General features: G+C 71.7%; 14 protein-coding genes. 5 read left to right on the top strand and 9 right to left on the bottom strand.

The features are described from left to right. Nucleotides 1-280: 280 nt before the first annotated feature. The gene (locus QP939_RS38005) at nucleotides 281-1153 is read left to right on the top strand and encodes a TIGR03619 family F420-dependent LLM class oxidoreductase (RefSeq protein WP_285451291.1); all 873 of its coding nucleotides are present in this window, start codon (nucleotides 281-283) and stop codon (nucleotides 1151-1153) included. On the opposite strand, the gene QP939_RS38000 is transcribed toward QP939_RS38005, so the two are convergent. From QP939_RS38000 to QP939_RS37980, 5 genes are all read right to left on the bottom strand, one after another. Beyond that, nucleotides 1143-2528 carry a sugar porter family MFS transporter gene (locus tag QP939_RS38000; RefSeq protein ID WP_285451290.1) on the bottom strand — a complete coding sequence of 462 codons (1386 nt, stop codon included), beginning with the start codon at nucleotides 2526-2528 and terminating at the stop codon, nucleotides 1143-1145. The two genes, QP939_RS38005 and QP939_RS38000, sit on opposite strands and share 11 nt — an antisense overlap. 762 nt (nucleotides 2529-3290) lie before the next feature. Then, nucleotides 3291-5021, bottom strand: coding sequence for a zinc-binding dehydrogenase (locus QP939_RS37995; RefSeq protein ID WP_285451288.1), 1731 nt, complete (start codon nucleotides 5019-5021; stop codon nucleotides 3291-3293). Continuing rightward, nucleotides 5018-5821 (bottom strand): carboxymuconolactone decarboxylase family protein, encoded by an 804-nt coding sequence (locus tag QP939_RS37990; RefSeq protein WP_285451286.1) that lies wholly within the window; start codon nucleotides 5819-5821, stop codon nucleotides 5018-5020. Before QP939_RS37990 ends, QP939_RS37995 begins: the two co-directional genes overlap by 4 nt. A 34-nt stretch (nucleotides 5822-5855) precedes the next feature. Then, entirely contained in the window at nucleotides 5856-6695 is an 840-nt protein-coding gene (locus tag QP939_RS37985) for an AfsA-related hotdog domain-containing protein (RefSeq protein ID WP_285451284.1), read from the bottom strand. Continuing rightward, nucleotides 6692-8149: a hypothetical protein gene (locus QP939_RS37980; protein WP_285451282.1), complete on the bottom strand. Its 1458-nt coding sequence runs from the start codon at nucleotides 8147-8149 to the stop codon at nucleotides 6692-6694. Before QP939_RS37980 ends, QP939_RS37985 begins: the two co-directional genes overlap by 4 nt. Before the next feature lie 572 nt (nucleotides 8150-8721). Here QP939_RS37980 and QP939_RS37975 point away from each other — a divergent pair. Beyond that, nucleotides 8722-9858 carry a cellulose-binding domain-containing protein gene (locus tag QP939_RS37975; RefSeq protein ID WP_285451280.1) on the top strand — a complete coding sequence of 379 codons (1137 nt, stop codon included), beginning with the start codon at nucleotides 8722-8724 and terminating at the stop codon, nucleotides 9856-9858. Nucleotides 9859-9864: 6 nt separating this feature from the next. Here the strand turns inward: QP939_RS37975 and mgrA are convergent, their stop codons facing one another. Together mgrA and QP939_RS37965 are read right to left on the bottom strand one after the other, a co-directional pair. Next, nucleotides 9865-10857: an L-glyceraldehyde 3-phosphate reductase gene (gene mgrA / locus QP939_RS37970; RefSeq protein WP_285451279.1), complete on the bottom strand. Its 993-nt coding sequence runs from the start codon at nucleotides 10855-10857 to the stop codon at nucleotides 9865-9867. A gap of 33 nt (nucleotides 10858-10890) precedes the next feature. Then, complete coding sequence (locus QP939_RS37965) at nucleotides 10891-12054, bottom strand: AGE family epimerase/isomerase (protein ID WP_414641956.1); 1164 nt, start codon at nucleotides 12052-12054, stop codon at nucleotides 10891-10893. 174 nt (nucleotides 12055-12228) lie between these two features. Here QP939_RS37965 and QP939_RS37960 point away from each other — a divergent pair, with 174 nt between their 5' ends. Further along, nucleotides 12229-13317: a lytic polysaccharide monooxygenase gene (locus tag QP939_RS37960; RefSeq protein WP_285451275.1), complete on the top strand. Its 1089-nt coding sequence runs from the start codon at nucleotides 12229-12231 to the stop codon at nucleotides 13315-13317. Between the two features lie 30 nt (nucleotides 13318-13347). On the opposite strand, the gene QP939_RS37955 is transcribed toward QP939_RS37960, so the two are convergent. Continuing rightward, nucleotides 13348-14421 (bottom strand): LacI family DNA-binding transcriptional regulator, encoded by a 1074-nt coding sequence (locus tag QP939_RS37955; protein WP_285451273.1) that lies wholly within the window; start codon nucleotides 14419-14421, stop codon nucleotides 13348-13350. 128 nt (nucleotides 14422-14549) lie between these two features. On the opposite strand from QP939_RS37955, the gene QP939_RS37950 reads away from it, so the two are divergent. Continuing rightward, the gene (locus QP939_RS37950) at nucleotides 14550-15821 is read left to right on the top strand and encodes an ABC transporter substrate-binding protein (protein ID WP_285451271.1); all 1272 of its coding nucleotides are present in this window, start codon (nucleotides 14550-14552) and stop codon (nucleotides 15819-15821) included. Nucleotides 15822-15869: 48 nt separating this feature from the next. Next, nucleotides 15870-16388 carry a GNAT family N-acetyltransferase gene (locus QP939_RS37945; protein ID WP_285451270.1) on the top strand — a complete coding sequence of 173 codons (519 nt, stop codon included), beginning with the start codon at nucleotides 15870-15872 and terminating at the stop codon, nucleotides 16386-16388. 51 nt (nucleotides 16389-16439) lie between these two features. On the opposite strand, the gene QP939_RS37940 is transcribed toward QP939_RS37945, so the two are convergent. Beyond that, nucleotides 16440-18245, bottom strand: coding sequence for a glycoside hydrolase family 6 protein (locus QP939_RS37940; RefSeq protein ID WP_285451269.1), 1806 nt, complete (start codon nucleotides 18243-18245; stop codon nucleotides 16440-16442). Nucleotides 18246-18248 lie beyond the last annotated feature (3 nt).

Genomic DNA, 18248 nt, shown 5'->3' with positions numbered 1-18248 from the left:
CTCGGGACTGGTATCGCACCGGAGGCTGAACAGCGGGCCGGGCGTGGCTCGCGGCGGGTGAGCCGTTGGACCGCCGGCGGCGGTCTCCGCCGGACCCTCCGGCGCCGAATGCCGTCCCGGCATCGGAAATCCCCCGAACGCCCGCGGCGCGGACCGGTGACGCCGCGCGGTAACTCCGCAGCGTCACCATCGCCCGTTCGGTCGCGCCCGACCTTGGGGGCGACTTTTCCCAACGGACGTGCGCCTTGCGAACTAGAACACGTTCTAATACGCTCCTCGCGTGGACTACGGAATCGTGCTGTTCACCAGCGACCGGGGCATCACCCCGGCCTCCGCGGCGCGCGCCGCGGAGGCCGCCGGGTTCGCCACCTTCTACGTACCCGAGCACACCCACATCCCGGTCAAACGCGAGTCGCCGCACCCGCGCACCGGGGACGCGTCCCTGCCCGACGACCGCTACAGCCGGACCCTCGACCCGTGGGTGGCGCTGGCGACGGCCGCCGCCGTCACGACGCGCATCCGGCTGTCCACCGCCGTCGCGCTGCCGGTGGAGAGCGACCCGATCACGCTCGCCAAGACGATCGCCAGCCTGGACCACCTCTCGGGCGGGCGCGTCACGCTCGGCACCGGGTTCGGCTGGAACGTCGACGAGCTGACCGACCACGGCGTGCCCGGGAACCGGCGCCGCACCGCGCTGCGCGAGTATCTCGAGGCGATGAGTGCACTGTGGACGGAAGAAGAAGCTTCCTACGCCGGGGAGTTCGTCTCCTTCGGCCCGAGCTGGGCCTGGCCGAAACCGGTCCAAGCGCACATCCCCGTACTGCTCGGCGCGGGCCCGACGGTGAAGACGTTCCGCTGGATCGCCCGCCACACCGACGGCTGGATCACCACTCCGGCCGACAGCGACCTGGACGGGCACGTCGCACTGCTGAAGGAAATCTGGCGCGACGAAGGCCGCGAAGGCGCGCCGCGCATCTGCGCACTCGGTGAGCGACCGGACCCGGGCCGGTTGGCCCACCTGGATTCCCTCGGCGTGACCGAGACGATCTTCGGGCTGCCAGACCGCGCGCCCGAGGAGGTCGAAGCGTGGATCGGCCGCCTCGCCGGCAAACTGGGCCTGGGCGAGGCGGCCGTCCAGCCGGTCAGCTCTTGACCGCCGCGCCCTGACGCGCGCGCAGGTCGAGCTCGATCTGCTCCAGCGTGCGGCCCTTGGTCTCCGGCACGAGCCACTTGGTGAGCACGAACAGCACGACGTTGATCCCGGCGAACAGGAACATCGAACCGCCGATGCCGAGCGAGCCGGGGTCGGAGATGAGCGGGAACACCGCGCTCACGATTCCGGTCGCCGCCCACAGCACGACGCTGCTGACGCCCATGCCCGCCGCGCGCACCTTGAGCGGGAACACCTCGGACATCATCACCCAGACGACCGCGCCCCAGCCGAGTTCGTAGCCCACCAGGTACAGCACCATCATCACGAGCATCAGGATGCCGCGCAGCCCGGTGTCGTGGACGTTCAGCACCACCAGCCCGGCCGCGGCGAGCGTGACCACCATGATCACGTTGCCGATGAGCAGCAGCGGCTTGCGGCCCCAGCGGTCGACGACGAACACGACCCACGCGGTGAACAGGAACTTCGTGACGCCCAGCAGCACGCCGGACAGCAAGGCGGCCTGCGTGGCGAAGCCGAGGCCGATCAGCATGGTCGGGAAGTAGGCGTTGATCGCGTTGACCCCGCTGAACTGCTGGCCGATGGCGAGCAGCACGGCGACGACCAGCATCGGCCGGACGAACCCGGAGAACAGGTCGCGGAAGCGTGGCTTTTCTTCGGTGTCCATCCGGATGACCTCGCGGATGGTGCCGATTTCCTCGTCGAGGTTCACGGTGTTGCCGTGCGCACTCGCCAGCACCCGCCGGGCCTCGTCCTCACGGCCGTTCTTGACCAGCCAGCGCGGGGTTTCCGGCAGGAACACCAGGCCGATGAGCAGGATCGTCGCGGGCACGATCGCGCCGGCGAACATCCAGCGCCAGGCCGCCGACGGGCCGAGCCAGTAACTCACCAGGAACGCGATGAGGATGCCGAGCACGATGAAGATCTGGTTCAGCGCGCCCATCGCGCCCCGCAACCGCGCGGGCGCCAGCTCGGACAGGTACGTCGGAACGGTCGACGAAGAAAGGCCGATGCCCAGTCCGATGACCAGGCGCGAAACCACCAGCAACGCGAACGTCGGCGAAAAGCTCGCCGCCAGCGTGCCCACGATGACGATCGCCGCGGCGACCATGATCGCGCGGCGCCGGCCGAGCGCTTCGTTGGTGCGGCTGGAGAACAGTGCGCCGACGATCGCGCCGACCGACAGGCTGGCCGTGATCACCCCCTTGTCCCAGCTGGTCAGCGACCACGCCTTCCCGATGAACGGGAGCACCCCGGAGATCACGCCGAGGTCGTAGCCGAACAGGATGCCGCCGAGGGCGCCGAAGAAGTACAAGGTGGTCCGGCTGATGTGCCGCGCCGGAGCTGTCTGCGTCATGGCCGGGTCGCCTCTTCCATAGGTCCAGTCCAACCAGCGGGCACCACACTCACACGCCGCAAAAAGCCGGGCAAGACAGTTGCCGATAACAATTCAGAAACCTGATCGACGTTCACATATGTGACACGGCGAATCGGTACACAATGGACACGGCGGCCGGTGCCGAACGGTTCGAATTCCTTTGTGGACAGTGCGGGCGGTGAAATCGTCGAACGCTTTCCCGCGCGCCGAGGCCGGGTTTACCTTCCCTATCCGGGAGGGGAGCAGCTCGGCTAGCTTCCGGCCGGACGACGCGGGCGGGACGTGATCATCGGCGAGTCCGGAGGGTGACGTGCCCTCTCAAGGGCCTGGAGCCGAGCGCAGCGCCAGACGCGACGGTGCCGGGCCGGGCCGTCCAGGCTCGATCGCCCACCAAGGTGTCTTGAATGAGTCATTCAGGTCTTGGGAGGTCCTGAATGACTCATTCAAGACCTCCGCCGGGACCGCGCGGCGGGGCGGGAGGGCGAACAGGCGAAGGGGGTTTCAACCCACCCCCAGGCGGTTGAAACCCCCTCCCCGCGCCCCCAGTCCGGGTCGTCGCCCCGAGCGGCCGCGGCCTGCTCGGGCGATGTCCCGGTGACCATCACTCTTCCTGGTGCGGTCATCGGCCGCCATTCCTGCCGAAAGGGGACTTTTTCGCCCCACCTCACCCCCGCTGAGCTGCGGAAACACCCGCCCGCGGCGAGAGATATACCCAGCCGGGACGGCAAAAGTTACCCGGGCTCAGTCGCTCTCCAGGACGACCTTGCCGAGGTGCGTGCCGGACTCCAGGTGCTTGACCGCCTCGGCGACCTCCTCGAAGGCGAACCGCCGGTCGATCACCGGCCGCATCCCGGTCGTCTCCACCGCCCGGTTCATCGACTGGAACGTCTCCCGCGACGCGTTGGTCAGGCCGCGCAGCGTCAGCTGCTTGACCAGCACCAGGATCGGGTCGGCGGCACCCTCGTGGGTCAGCACCCCCGCGACGCTGACGTGCCCGCCGTACCGCGCCGCGATCATCGACTGGCCGATCGTCCCGCCGCCGCCGACGTCGACCACGTGGTCCGCTCCGCCGCCCGTCAGCTCCGCCGCCGCCGCTCCCCACTCCGGGGTCGTCGTGTAGTTGATCGTCTCCGCCGCGCCCAGCTCGCGCAGCCGTTCCAGCTTCTCGTCGCTGCTCGACGTCGCCACCACCCGGGCGCCGCCGAGGACCGCGAACTGCAGCGCGAACGTCGACAGGCCGCCGCTGCCCATCGTCAGCACCGTCTGGCCGGGCACGACCCGCCCCTCCTCGACCACCGCGCGCCACGCCGTCACGCCCGCGCTCGGCAACGTCGCCGCCTCCGCGAAGTCGAGGTGCGCCGGCACGGCGACCAGCGCGTCCGACGGAAACACGCAGTACTCCGCGAGGACGCCGTCGAGCGTGCCCGCGAGGTCGTTCGCCGTCTTCTCCGGTGTGCCCGGGCCGGACTGCCAGTCCGGGAAGTACGTCGCCGCCACGCGGTCGCCCGCCGACCACGCGCTGACGCCGTCGCCGACCGCGACGACTTCGCCCGCGCCGTCGGACAGGGGGACCACGTCCGGCTTCACCGGCTTCGGGTAGAAGCCCTTCAGGATCATCAGGTCGCGGGCGTTGACCGCCCACCCGCGCATCCGGACCAGCACCTCCCCCGGGCCGGGCTCGGGCGTGTCGCGCTCGCCGATGACGAGTCCGGCGCCGGGACGGGGCAGGGAAAAGAACTTCACAGCGGCTCCAAGGGTGCGGGACGTCCTCAACGAGGCCAGTGTGTCGAAGTCGCGAGCTTCTTCGTCGACGATCGCCAGGAGTTCCGGGGTCAGTTCGGGCAGGGACGCCGCGAAGTGCCGGACGCCGTACTCGGCCATGAACTCCCGCTGCCGGGCGTGGGCCGGGCTCGACGGGAACCCGATGAACCCGGCGCCGTGCGCGCGGGCGTCCTCGGCCACCCGGCTCACGTCGTCGACGAAGACGATCTCGTCGAAGCCGACGCCGAGCACCGTCCGGGCGATGTGGTCGACGCCGGGGCGGTGCTCGTTGATGCTCACGTACGGCACCTCGGGGTCGAGCAGGTCGATGAACTCGCCGAGGTACCGGTCGAAGGTGTGCTCACGGGTGCGGCCGCCGTAGCAGACCAGCCGCACCGGGAGCTTCGCCAGCGCCGCCAGGCAGTCCCGGACCCCGTCGGCGACGCGGATCGGGTGCTCGGCCAGGTAGTCCTGCCGTGCCGCCCACAGCTGCTTGAGCGTCTCCTCGGCGGACTGGTCCAGACCGCAGAGCCGGGTGACCTTATCGGCGACGACGATGTCGCGCAGCCCGATCACGTCCCGCTCGGCCGCGGCGTCGTACACCCCGCCGTGGTCGGTGACGAACCGGGCGATCATGGCCAGGTAGGTGTCGTCGATGAGCACGCCGTCGCAGTCGAGCGCGACCGCGCGCAGCTTCCGGAGGCCGGTCACCGCTGCGCGAACACTTCGCGCGCGGCCGCGATGGCGTTGAGCGCGGCCGGGAACCCGCAGTAGAACGCCAGGTGCAGCACGGTCTCCACGACTTCCTGCTCGCTGCCGCCGACGTTGAGCAGGCCGTGGATGTGCACCTTCAGCTGCGGCAGCGCGGTGCCGAGCGCGACGCACGCGGCGATCGTGACGATCTCGCGGCGGCGCAGGCTCAGGTGCGGGCGCGGGTAGATCTCGCCGAAGGTGAAGTCGACGATGTAGGTGGCCAGGTCGGGCGCGATGTCCTGCAGCGCGGCGGCGACCTTCTCCCCCGCCTCGCCGTCGACCGCCTTCATCGCGGCCAGGCCGCGCTCGTGGCGGTCTTCGATGCTCGCCCACGACGGCGCTTCGGCGTCGGGTTCGGGCGACGTCTCTTCCGCGGGCAGCGTCTCGAAGAGGGCCTTCAGCTCCCCCAGCGCGTTGAGCGTCGCCGGGAAGCCCGCGAACGAACTGACGTGGATGACCGCCTCGACCAGCTGGCGGCGGGTGCAGCCGACGTTGAGCGCGGCCTTGGCGTGGAAGCGCAGCTGCGAACCCGCGTACCCGAGCGCGGTGAGCGCCGCGACCGTCGCCAGCTGCCGGTCCGGCAGCGCCAGGCCCGGCCGGTGGTAGACATCGCCGTAGATGAACCCGACGCACCGCTCGCCGAACTCGGCTTCCCCGATGCTCTCGAACAGGTCCAGCACGGCGGGCCGGTCGGCCCCGCCGAGCTGCTGGATGAGTTTCAGGCCCTGGTCGAAGGACGTGTCCCGGACTTCGGACATCGTGGTGTGGTTTCCCTTCCGGAGTGGGTTCGGCTCAGCCGAGGCAGGCCCGGGTGGCTTGGTCGGCCTTGCGGCGTTCGAGCGCGTCGATGCGCCCCTGGCCGATCATCGAGTACTCGATGACGGCGGTGGCGACGGTGCGCCCGTGCTGGCGCACCGCCGTGGTGGCGCGGAACTTCAGGTGGGTCTCCCGGCTGAGGTCGGACTCTTCGATCAGCGACTCGACGGTGGCCGGCAGCGGGAACAGGAAGTCCTGGAACGACAGGTCGATCCGCTTCCACACCCCCGCGTAGGCCGCCGGGCCCAGCCCGGGACGGACGGCGGTTTCGAACTGCGCGATGCAGATCTGCCGCATCGCCTCGACGATCACGATGCCCTGCACGTGCTCGCCGGTGTGGTGGTCGAGGATCAGCTCGTTGTCGCGGTGGATCCGCAGCTCGGCGAGGCAGTGCGTGGCCACCGGGCTGTGCACGCCCGCCAGCAGGACGTTCTCGGCGCGGTCCTTGTGGACGACCCCCGGCCGTTCCGGTGGCCGCCGGAACGTCGCCGGGTCGGCCAGGCGCACCGTGTCCCCGCTCTTCGCGCAGGCCGCTTCGAGCAGCTCGTAGTCGGTGCCGTCGAGGCCCTGGCCGGCGTGCACCACCCAGTGGCAGCCCGCGACGTCGGGGCCGTCGGCGGCGATCAGGGCCAGCAGGCCCGACAGCGTGAGCACCTGGTCGCCGCGGGCGAAGCGGGCGAACCGGTCGGCGACCACGACGACGTGCCGCCGGGTGTGGCCGTCGAGCGCCCAGGCGCCGTCGTCGGGGGTGTCCGGGCGCTCGGCGGCGTCCGGGGCCGCGCGCGGCAGGTCCGTCCCGGTGGGTTCGCCCGTCACGGCCGCGCCGAGGCGTGGGCGTCCAGGACGGCTTCGGCGAGGTTCCTGGCCGTCGCGGCCGACCGCCAGCGCGGGCCGGCCAGCTCGGCGGCCAGGATCTTGAGCATCGCGCGCACCATGTCCGGCTGCTTGCCGACGTCGGTCGCCAGCACCGGCTCGACCTGCGCGGCGGCGCCGTCGAGGTCGTCGAGCCGCAGGTGCGCGCGGCCGGTGTCGATCCGGATCATCGGGTCCATGGCCTCCCAGCGGTGCTCCAGGGACAGCTTCTCGTAAGCCTCCCTGGCGGTGGTGAACTCGCGCAGCGCGGCGGACGCCTGCCCGACCGAGAGCAGCGACGTGCCCGCCATGTAGTGCCGGCGGTCCTTCGTGATGTTGAAGAACGCGTCGTCGCCGCCCGCGCCCAGGTCCGGGTTCTCGATGGTGGTCCAGCGCGCGATGGCGTCGAGCACCTGCGGCTCGGCCTGCACCGACGACCAGCCGCGCGCCTCGGCGAGGATCAGCGGCGCGTCCGTGAGCCGCCCGCCCACGTGGTAGTTGAGCCCGTCGGCCGCGAGTTTCGCCGACTCGACGCCGTTGCCGGCCCAGAACGCCACCCGCGCCTGCGACGTGCGCACCCAGCGCCGGGCGAGGAAGTCGTCGGCGTACTGGGTGTAGAGCCAGGCCGCGGAGCTGAGCTCGCGCGAGAGCCGGTACCGCCCGAGGTCGCCCGCGATCCACGCCATCATGGCCGTGGACTTCGCCCCGATCAGCAGCAGGTCCTGGGCCTGCTTCGGCCGCTGCCTGCCCTTGAGCAGGGCCGAGGCGCGCTCTTCGATGACGGCAAGCTGGCCGAGGATCGACTGGGGCGCGGTGCGCGTGTACGCGCCGCCGAGGAAGTCGAGGTCCGCCCACAGGTCGTCGAGCTGGGCGTCGTCGACGTTGGTCTTGGTCAGCAGAATCGCGTCATCGAGTGCACCTGCCCCGATTTCCTCCTCGGGCCGGGTCTCGACGAGGGCGACCGCGCGGGCCGGTGGCGAGGCGACGGACTCGGGCGCCTGGGCCGCGACCGGCTCGGCCTCGGCGTGGTACTCGGCCAGGTCCTTGGCCGGCAGCTGCTCGAGGTCGCGCAGGCCCAGCAGGGACTTCCAGCTCGTGCCGTACACCTGCGCCAGCACGCGCAGGGCGGCGACGGTGGGCCGGACCCCGCGCTCGGGCCACTGCTCGTACTCCCAGATCCGGGTGCCGCGCATGCCGGCGCGGGGGTCGCCGGTGACGGCGTTGTACTGGTGCGCCGCGACGTCGAGGGACAGCTCGGACGCCAGCCGCCACGCGGTCCGCGGCGGGACCCCGCATTCGACGATCAGGTTCTCCGCCACCTTGGCCGGGATCGCCTCTTCGGGGAAGCCCAGCGCGGCCAGCCGGTCGCGCAGCTGTGCACGGTACGGCTTACTCCCGGGCTTGACCTGTCGACTCATCGTTCATCCAACGATTTCCGGCGTCCTGGTGCACACCGACGACCCTACCTCAGAGGCACCGGGGCGCCCAGATCATCACCGGCGATCGGGATCATGCTTGCCCCCCAAGAGGTTGAGCCCGCAACGAAGACCGGTCCGCGACCGCGTCCACAGAGGACTCCGACGTCGGCCCTTCCGTGAGAGCGCTCCCATTCGGCGGCATGCGGCCCTCCGGAACCCGGGCAGCGACACCCGGCGGCGGATCGCGCCGAGATTCCCGGATTTCACTCCAACGGCCGCATCCTCGGCGCCACGGTGATCGCCCGGCGCGATCACCGGATCCTCAGCCTCCCAACGGGTTCGGCCGTTCAGGAGCGTTAAGCGGCGGCTCGGCGGCGAACGGCCGCGGAAAACGGACCACCGGATCGGCCCGGGTCCGGGTCCCGCTTTACAACGGCGTCACGCCGGGGTTACCTTTCCGGCGGCTGGAAGCGCTCCCATGCCAGGTCGCCTCGACAGAACGCGGCCACCACCCAGGGGCGCCGTGGTGCAGGCCACGGCGCCCCTGTCCGCGCCCCGGGAGGAAACCCCCGATGACCAGGTTCGCCGGCGCCCTCGCCGCCCTCTGCCTCGCCGCGGCGGGCACCACCGCGCTCGTCGCCGGCCCGGCCACCGCCGCGCCCGCCTGCTCGGTCGGCTACCGCGTCAACCAGTGGCAAACCGGGTACACGGCCGAGATCACGGTGACCAACGGCGCCACCCCGCTCTCGTCCTGGACGCTCACCTGGCACTACGCCGGGAACCAGACCGTCACCTCCGCCTGGAACGCCACCGTGCGCCAGACCGGCACCGCCGTCACCGCGGAAAGCCTGTCCTACAACGGCGCCCTGCCCGCCGGCGGCTCGGTCTCCTTCGGCCTCCAGGGCACCTACAGCGGGACCAACGCCGAGCCCGCGGACTTCGCGCTCAACGGCGTCGCCTGCGGGGACACCACTCCCCCGGCCACGACGACGCCCACGACACCCACGACCACGACGTCCGCGCCCCCGCCCGCCGGGTGCACGGGAGCCGTGCTCTGCGACGACTTCGAGCAGCAGACCGGCACCACCCCGGGCGCGCCGTGGACCGTCGGCGCGGCGAACTGCCAGGGCACCGGCACGGTCACCGTCGACGGCTCGGTCGCGCACTCCGGCACGCGGTCGGTGAAGGTCGCCGGTCAAGGCGGCTACTGCAACCACGCGTTCTTCGGCAGCGGCCTGACCACGTCCGGCCCGCTGTTCGGCCGGTTCTGGGTCCGGCACACAACCCCGCTGCCCGCCGGGCACGTCACGTTCCTGGCCATGCGGGACGCCACCGACGGCCGCGACCTGCGGGCCGGCGGGCAGAACCGGGCCCTGCAGTGGAACCGCGAGTCCGACGACGCGACCCTGCCCGCGCAGAGCCCGGCCGGGGTCGCGCTCAGCGCCCCGCTGCCGACCGGTACCTGGTCGTGCTTCGAGTTCCGGCTCGACGGCGCCGCCGGCCAGCTGCGGACGTGGCTCGACGGCACCGAGGTGGCCGGGCTCGTCGTCGACGGCGTGCCGACCGCCGACGTCGACCAGCAGTGGCTCGCCCGGTCCTGGCACCCGTCGGTGACCGACCTGCGGCTCGGCTGGGAGAGCTACGGTGGCGACGCCGACACGCTGTGGTTCGACGACGTCGCCGTGTCCACGTCGCGGATCGGCTGCTGACGAGGGCTAGCCCAGGATCCGGTCGATCTCGGCCAGCTCGTCGTCGGCGAACTCGAGGTTCGCGGTGGCCGCGACGGTGTTCTCGAGCTGGGCGACGCTGCTGGCGCCGATCAGCGCGGACGTGACGCGGCCGCGGCGCAGGACCCACGCGATCGCCAGCTGCGCCAGGGTCTGCCCGCGCCGCTTCGCGACGTCGTTCAGGGCGCGGATCGTCGCCAGGGTCTCCTCGGTGAGGCGGTCCTCGGTGAGGAACGGGCTCGCACCCGCCGCGCGCGAGTCGGCCGGGACGCCGTCGAGGTAGCGGTCCGTCAGCAGGCCCTGGGCCAGCGGCGAGTACGCGATCGAGCCGACGCCGTGCTCGTCGAGGGTGTCCAGGAGGCCGTCCTCGACCCAGCGGTCCAGCATCGAGTACCGCGGCTGGTGGATCAGCAGCGGCGTGCCGAGGTCCTTCAACGCGGCCAGCGCGGCCGCCGTCTGCTCGGGCGAGTAGTTGGAGATGCCCGCGTAGAGCGCTTTGCCCGACCGGACCGCCGTGTCGAGGGCACCCATCGTCTCCTCGATCGGCGTCTCGGGGTCCGGGCGGTGGGAGTAGAAGATGTCGAAGTGGTCCAGACCGGTCCTCGCGAGGCTCTGGTCGAGGCTCGCGAGGAGGTTCTTGCGGGAGCCCCACTCGCCGTACGGGCCGTCCCACATCAGGTACCCGGCCTTGGACGAGACCAGGATTTCGTCGCGGTACGGGCGGAAGTCGGCGGCGAAGTGCCTGCCGAAGTTCGCCTCGGCCGCGCCCGGCGGCGGGCCGTAGTTGTTGGCCAGGTCGAAGTGCGTCACGCCGAGGTCGAACGCCCGCCGCAGCACCGCGCGCTGGACGTCGAGGGGCTTGTCGTCCCCGAAGTTGTGCCACAGGCCGAGCGACACGGCGGGCAGCTTGAGCCCGCTGCGCCCGGCGCGCCGGTACGGCATGCCCGAGTACCGGTCTTCGGCGGCGACGTGAGGCGACATGGTTCTCCTTGTCCGGAAGTGTCCGCGGGCAGTCTAGCGACGCGGGCGCAGCGCGCCGGCGAACGACGCGGACGGCGGCAGCGCGGGCAGGAGCGTCGCCTGGTAGGCGTGGTAGATGTCCGGTTTCCCGGTCCAGACCGTCGCGGCCGGGTGGTTTTCCGGGTCGAGCTCGTGGTGCCACGAGCCCAGTTCCCGGTCGACGAAACACGCCTCGGCGTGGTCGCACCACTCGCGGAACCGCTCGAGGTAGGCCGGGTCGCCGGTCTCCTGGTGCAGCGTCCACGCGGCGGCGATCGCCTCCGCCACCACCCAGTGCAGGCGGGTGCGCACCACCGGCGTCCCGGCGAAGTCGGTGGTGTAGACGAAGCCGGGGCGGCCGTCGACGGCCCAGCCGTCCTCGGTCGCGGTCGCGAACAACGCGGCCGCGTCGGGGACCAGCCACGAGGGCGCGTCGTCGCCGAGCGCGCGCTTGAGGTGCACGGCGAGCCGCGCCCATTCGAAGAGGTGGCCGACGGTGGCGCCGAACGGGCGGAACGGGTGCGCGGGCTCGTCGCGGTTGAACTCGGGGCGCACGTGCCAGCCCGCGTCGTAGTGCTCCGGGAGCCGCCAGCCGTGCGCGCGGGCCTCGCCGTGCACCAGGTGGTCCACAATGGACAGCGCGCGGGTGGTCCAGACCGGGTCGCCGGTGACGTCGGCGGCGGCCAGGAACGCCTCGACGGTGTGCATGTTGGCGTTGGCGCCGCGGTAGTCCTCCAGACTCGTCCAGCCACGGTCCCAGACGTCGGCGACGCGCCCGTGCCCCGGCTCCCAGAACCGGCGTTCGACGACGTCCAGGGCTTCGGCCAGCAGCGGTTCCGCGCCGTCGGCTCCGGCGGCCACCGCGCTGGACGCGGCGAGGACGACGAAGGCATGCTCGTAGGCGCGCTTCTCCGACAACGTTGTCGACGCGTACCAGCCGCCGTGCTCCGGGTCGTGGAGCAGGCCGGTCAGCGCCGCGACGCCGTGGGCGACCTGCTCGCCCGTGTCCGCACCCCGCAGGGACGCCAGCGCGAAGACGTGCGTCATCCGGCAGGTGATCCAGGTTTCGACGGGCCGGTCGAGCACCGGGCGCCCGGCGTCGTCGAGCCAGGCGAACCCGCCGCCGGGGTGCGCGGCGCGGGCGGCGAAGCCCAGCAGCCGGGCGGGTTCGGCGCGCACCCAAGACGGACTTTCCACGCTGTGCCTTTCTCGGTGGTCGACGGCTTCCGCCAAGGTAGGGCAAAGCGGCCGCGGCGGTCACCGCGGGCTGTTCCGGAAGTGACCACCACCGCGTATCCTGACCTTGAGAGCGCTCCCAGTCTTCGACGCACGCTACCCGACGAAGGGACTGACGTGACCAGGAGACGAAGTACGATCCTCGCCGCCGTCACCGTGGTGCTGGCGAGCTTGACCGCCATCCTGCTGAACACCGGCACCGCCGAAGCGCACGGCGCCATGATGAAACCGGGCAGCCGGACCTTCCTGTGCTGGCAGGACGGGCTCAGCTCGACCGGGCAGATCATCCCGCAGAACCCGGCCTGCGCGGCCGCGGTGAACACCAGCGGCGCGAACTCGCTGTACAACTGGTTCGCCGTGCTGCGCTCCGACGGCGCCGGCCGCACGCGCGGCTTCATCCCGGACGGGAAGCTGTGCTCCGGTGGCAACCCGGGGTACGCGGGCTTCGACGGCGTCGGCGACTGGCCGCTGACCCACCTCACCGCCGGGGCGACGTTCGACTTCTCGTACAACGCGTGGGCCGCGCACCCGGGCTGGTTCTACACGTACGTGACGAAGGACGGCTGGGACCCGTCGCAGCCGCTCACCTGGGACTCGCTGGAGGACCAGCCGTTCCTGACCGTCGACCACCCGCCGGTGACCGGCCAGGTGGGCACGGTCGACGGCCAGTACAAGTGGACGGGCGCGCTGCCGTCGAACAAGTCGGGGCGGCACATCATCTACTCGGTGTGGAAGCGCTCCGACAGCGCCGAGACGTTCTACGGCTGCTCGGACGTGGTGTTCGACGGCGGGCACGGCGAAGTCACCGGCCTCAAGGACCCGGGCACGCCGACGACGACCCCGACGACCCCGACCACGCCGACGACGCCCACCACCCCGACCACGCCCACCACCCCGCCCGGCTCGTGCATGGCGATGTACGAGATCACCAACGCCTGGAGCGGCGGGTACCAGGCGACGGTGACGGTGATGAACCATGGGACGACGGCCTACACCGGGTGGCAGGTGGGCTGGACGCTGCCGTCGGGCCAGACGGTGGGCAGCGTCTGGAACGGGACGCTGAGCCAGAGCGGTTCGGCGGTGACGGTCCGCAACGCCGACTGGAACGGCCGGATCGCCCCGGACGGGCAGACGACGTTCGGGCTGGTGGTGAACGCGGCGGGGAGCAACCCGGCCCAGCCGTCGTTGACCTGCCAGGGAACCTGAGCGAGTCCGGTGTGGACAGCACCGGTCCCGTCAGCGGGCGGGGCCGGTGCTGCCGCGCGTGATCAGCCGCGGCCGCGAGGCGCAGACGTCGCCGGGGTCTTCGCGCGCCAGGACGTCACGCAGGAGCGACGCGGCGAGGGCGCCGAGCTCGGCGAGGGGGCGCCGGACCGCGGTGAGGGCCGGGCGGACGAGACGGCAGAGCGGGGTGTCGTCCCAGGAGACGACCGAGAGGTCACGCGGGACGCACAGGCCGAGTTCGTGGGCGGTGGCCACCGCGGCCACGGCGAGGCTGTCGGTGTCGCAGAGCAGGGCGGTCGGCCGGGGGTCGGTGGCCAGGACCCGGCGGATCACCTCGGCCGACGGTTCGCAGTGGACGGTCGGCGGCCGGGAGACCGCGGGAGGCGCCCAAGCCGTGGGCACCACGCCGAGATGACGGACCTCACCCGGCCACCGGCACGCGCGGGCGCTGTCGGCGGACCGCGCGACGAGGTCGTCCGCCGGGACTTCCGCCAGCCCCAGCCGCCGCACCGCGGCGGTGAAGACGTGCTCGCGCTCCCACGAGTCCACAAAGGGCGCCGGGCCCGCGACGCGCGCCACGCGGCGGTGACCCAGCGCGGCGAGGTACTCCAGCGCCTCCGCCGCCCCGGCGACGTCGTCCACCCACACCGACGGCGCGCCCGGCACCCCGCCCGCCCCGCCGAGCACCACCGCGGGCAGGCCGATCGCGGCCAGCTCGGCCGCGCCGTCCGGGCCCGTGAGCAGCACCCCGTCGACCCGCCGCTCCGCGTGCCAGCGCCGGTACACCGCCACCGCCGCGTCGTGGCCCGTAGCGACGCGCACGAGCAGCTCGTCCTCGAAACCTTCGAGCAGGGCCGGGAAGAACGCCTCGGGCGGCCGGTCGAGCACCAGCCCGATCGCCCCGGTCCGGCCACCGGACAACGCCCGCGCCGGGCCGCTGGGCGACCAGCCCAGCTCGCGAGCGATCTCGGTGATCCGCCGCCGCGTCGCCTCGGAAACGCCGGGGCGGCCGTTGAGCGCGTAGGACACGGCCCCTTTGGACACTCCCGCCTCGCGCGCGATGTCCGTGATGGTCGGGCGCTTCACCGCGTCGCTCCCGTGTCCGGGCGGACACCCGCCGTGGCGCCGCTTGACACCCGGCGCACCCGGAAACGAGACTCGCCCCGGGAGCGCTCCCAATCACGAGGGAGTGAGTCGCGAGGGAGTGCGCGCACATGAAGCTGATCCGAAGACGGCTGGCTTTCGCCGTCACCTTCGTCCTGCTCGTCCTGACCGGCGGGTGCGGTCCCGCCACCCCGGAACAGATCACGCTGACCCTGGCGACGTTCGGCCAGTTCGGCTACGAAGACCTGATCCCCGGCTACGAGTTCACCCACCCCGGGATCACCGTGCGGCAGGTGCGCACCGAGCAGGGCGGCCCGTACCACCAGGACCTGCTGGCCAAGCTGGCCGGCGGCCAGGGCCTCGCCGACATCCAGGCCGTCGAGGAGGGCCACCTCGCCGACGTGCTCGCGCAGTCCGGGAAGTTCGCCGACCTGGCGAAGGTCGGGCCCGCCGACGTCAAACCCGGCCGGTGGCTGGAGTGGAAGTACGAAGCGGGCCGCAGCAAGGACGGCAAGCTCGTCGGCTACGGCACGGACATCGGGCCGCTGGCCATGTGCTACCGCAAGGACCTCCTCGAGGCCGCGGGACTGCCCACCGACCCCGGTTCGGTGAAGACGATGTTCGCCAGCTGGGACAGCTACTTCGCGGCGGGCGAGAAGTACGTCAAGCGCTCGCACGGCAAGGCGTGGTTCGACTCCGCGGCGCAGAGCTTCAACGCCATGGTCAACCAGCTCCCGGTCGGCTACCTCGACCGCGAAGACCACTCGACGCTCGAGACGAACACCGCGCTCCGCGACGCCTGGACCAAGGTCACGACGGCGGTGAAGCAGGGCCAGTCGGCCGGGCTCACCGCGTTCGCCGACGACGGCAACAACGGCCTGCGCCTCGGTACCTTCGCGACCAAGGTCTGTCCGGCGTGGATGCTCGGCATCATCGAGCAGCAGGCCGGGCTGGGCAACGCGGGCAAGTGGGCGATCACCGACGCGTTCCCCGACGGCGGCGGCAACTGGGGCGGCTCCTACCTGACCGTCCCCGAAGCGAGCCCGCACCAGAAGGAGGCCGCGGCGCTCGCCGCGTGGCTGACCGCGCCGGAGCAGCAGCTGCACGCGTTCCGGGTCAGCGGGAACTTCCCCAGCCAGGTCGACGCCTTCACCTCGCCCGACCTGCTCAGCGAGATGAACGGCTACTTCGGCGGCGCCTTGAGCGGGCAGGTTTTCGTCGCGCAGGCGCAGAAGGTCGGGAAGCCGCAGTACAAGGGCCCCGGCGACGGCAAGATCCAGGAGACGGTGATCGCACCCGCGCTCAAGTCCGTCGAGCGGGGCGCCGACCCGGCCGCGGTCTGGCAGCAGGTGCTGATCGGCGTGCACCAGGTGGTGCCCTGACCGGAAACCCGCTGGAACGCGACGGCGACCGCGGGCAGGGTGGCCGGTATGAGCACCCTGCCGCCGCTTCTCGGCCACCCCGTCCGGCACCCCGGCCCCGACGACCACCTGCCCGTCCTCGCCGTCCTCGACGAGTGGTGGGGCGGGCTCGGCGGTGAAGAAGGTTCCCGCCAACGCGCCCTCCTGCTCCCGAAGCTGATGTTCCAGCACTTCACCGGCAGCAGCTTCCTGGTGACCGCGGACGAGCGGATCGTCGCGTTCCTGATCGGGTTCCTCTCGCCGTCGCGGCCGGCCGAGAGCTACATCCACTTCGTCGGGGTCGATCCCGCCGAGCGCGGCCGCGGGCTGGGCGCGGCGCTGTACGAGCGCTTCTTCGCCTACAGCCGCGCACACGGGCGCTCGGTGGTGCGGGCGATCACGTCGCCGGTCAACAAGGGTTCGCACGCGTTCCACACCCGGATGGGGTTCGTCACCGAACCAGGGCCGAAGGAGTTCGAGGGCCTGCCGGTCCAGCCCGACTACGACGGGCCGGGCCTGGACCGGCTCAGCTTTCGCAAGGACCTGTGATGGAGCCCGGGCCGGGCGGCGGCTGCGCGGCACCGCCCGGCCCGGGGGCTGTCACTGCACCGGCGGGTAGGCGTTCTGGACCAGCTGCTCGAACTGGGCCTGGAACCACTTGCCGGACAGCGGGGCGTTCGGCAGGGCGCCGGTCAGGTTGCCGCCGTTGGCCTGCTGGCTGCCGTGGAAGGTCGGGTCGCACATCTGGTCGAAACCCTTGCCTTCGTCGTTCGGGATCTGCTGGCTCGCGCCGTCGGACTCACCCGGCGGCTTGATCCAGACGTAGGCGTCGAAGTGCGCCGCCGGCGAGGCGGTCGGACGCTCGCCCAGACCGGCTCCGCTCTGGTTGCACCAGTTGCCGCGGTGCAGCCGCCGGTCGATCCGGCCGGAGTTGACGTAGGCGTCCACAGTGGACCCCGAGGCGCCCGACGGCCGGGCCGAGCCGCCCCAGCCGTTGCGCGAGGTGTCGACCAGCATGCCGATCCCGCTCGGCAGGCCCGCGGAGACGAACGCGTTGTACATCGCCGTCGCGAACGGCACCTCGCTGAAGTACGGGTTCCACTGGTAGAAGGTCGCCGACTTCAGCTGCTGCCCGCCGACGTTCAGGTTCGGGTCGGGCAGGTTCGGCTCGGTGAGCGGGGTGTAGTTCGCCGTGTCGCTGATGAAGCCGTCGACGCTGTTCACCCCGGCCGTCGTGCCCTGCAGCGTCTGCTTGATCAGGTTGACGAACGGGCCGAAGTTGCTGTCCCAGCCCAGCCACGCCGAGTGCGCGATGTCCAGGTAGTTGTAGACGTTGGAAATCGCGTGCAGCTTGTTCAGCGCGTACTGGATGCCCTGCACGTACGCCCCGCTCGACTGCGCCTCCGCGCACTTGGCCGTCGCGGTGTTGGTGATCAGGTTGGGCAGCGAGTCCGGCTCGACGACCGCCACGATCCGCAGCGGCGCGTACTTCGCGTCGGACAGGATCGAGGCGATCGGGTCGATGTACTCGCTCTTGTACCGGGCCAGGCCGTTCTGCGCGACCTGCAGCTCACCGTTGGACGCCAGTGCCGCGCAGTCGCGGTTCGGCAGGTCGTAGACGACGATCTGGATCGTCACCGGCGTGCCGCCGCTCTGCTGAGCCAGCGCCGCGTCGAGGTGCCCGCGCAGGCCGCGCGCGCTCGACGTGCCTTCGATCGCCGCGATCCGGTCGAGCCAGACTGCCGTGGAGGTGTTGGCCACCTTGGCCATCTGGGCGCCGAGCGTGCCGCCCGTGGTCGCGGCCGCCGATGTCACCGACGCCGACCAGTCCGGGTTCACGTAGCCCTTGGCCCCGGCGTACGGGTTCTCCACGTGCGTCCCGGGCTGGGGCGTCGTCGTCGTGGTCGGCCCCGTCGGGGTGGTCGGGGTCGTGGGCGTGGTCGGCGTCGTCGGGGTCGTGCTCGGGCCGCCGGTGCTGCCGTCGCAGTGGACGCCGTTGAGCGAGAACGACGCCGGGATGTCGTTCGTACCCGAGAACGAGCCGTTGAAGCCGAAGCTCGCCGTCGCGTTCGAGCCCAGCGACCCGCCCCACGACGGGTTCTTCGCGCTGACGTGCTTGCCGGACTGGCTGAACGTGGCGCTCCAGCCCTGCTGGACCTGCTGGTTGCCGCCGAAGTCCCATTCGACGTTCCAGGAGGAGACGGCGTCACCGAGGTTCGTCACCGCGACGTTCGCGGTGAACCCGGTGTCCCACTGGTTGACGGTGTAGGTGACCTTGCAGCCGGTGGCGGCGGTCGCCGGGCTGCCGCCGGCCACCAGGAGCCCCGAGACGACCGCGGCGGCCGTCACCGAGGAAGCCGCGGCGAGCCGCACCTTCCTCTTCGGGGACCAGAATTCACTCCTCATCGA

The sequence above is a fragment of the Amycolatopsis nalaikhensis genome (assembly GCF_030264295.1).
Classification (GTDB): domain Bacteria; phylum Actinomycetota; class Actinomycetes; order Mycobacteriales; family Pseudonocardiaceae; genus Amycolatopsis; species Amycolatopsis nalaikhensis.
The sequence above is the reverse complement of the archived record's forward strand: the minus strand, read 5'-3'. Positions and strand labels throughout refer to the sequence as shown.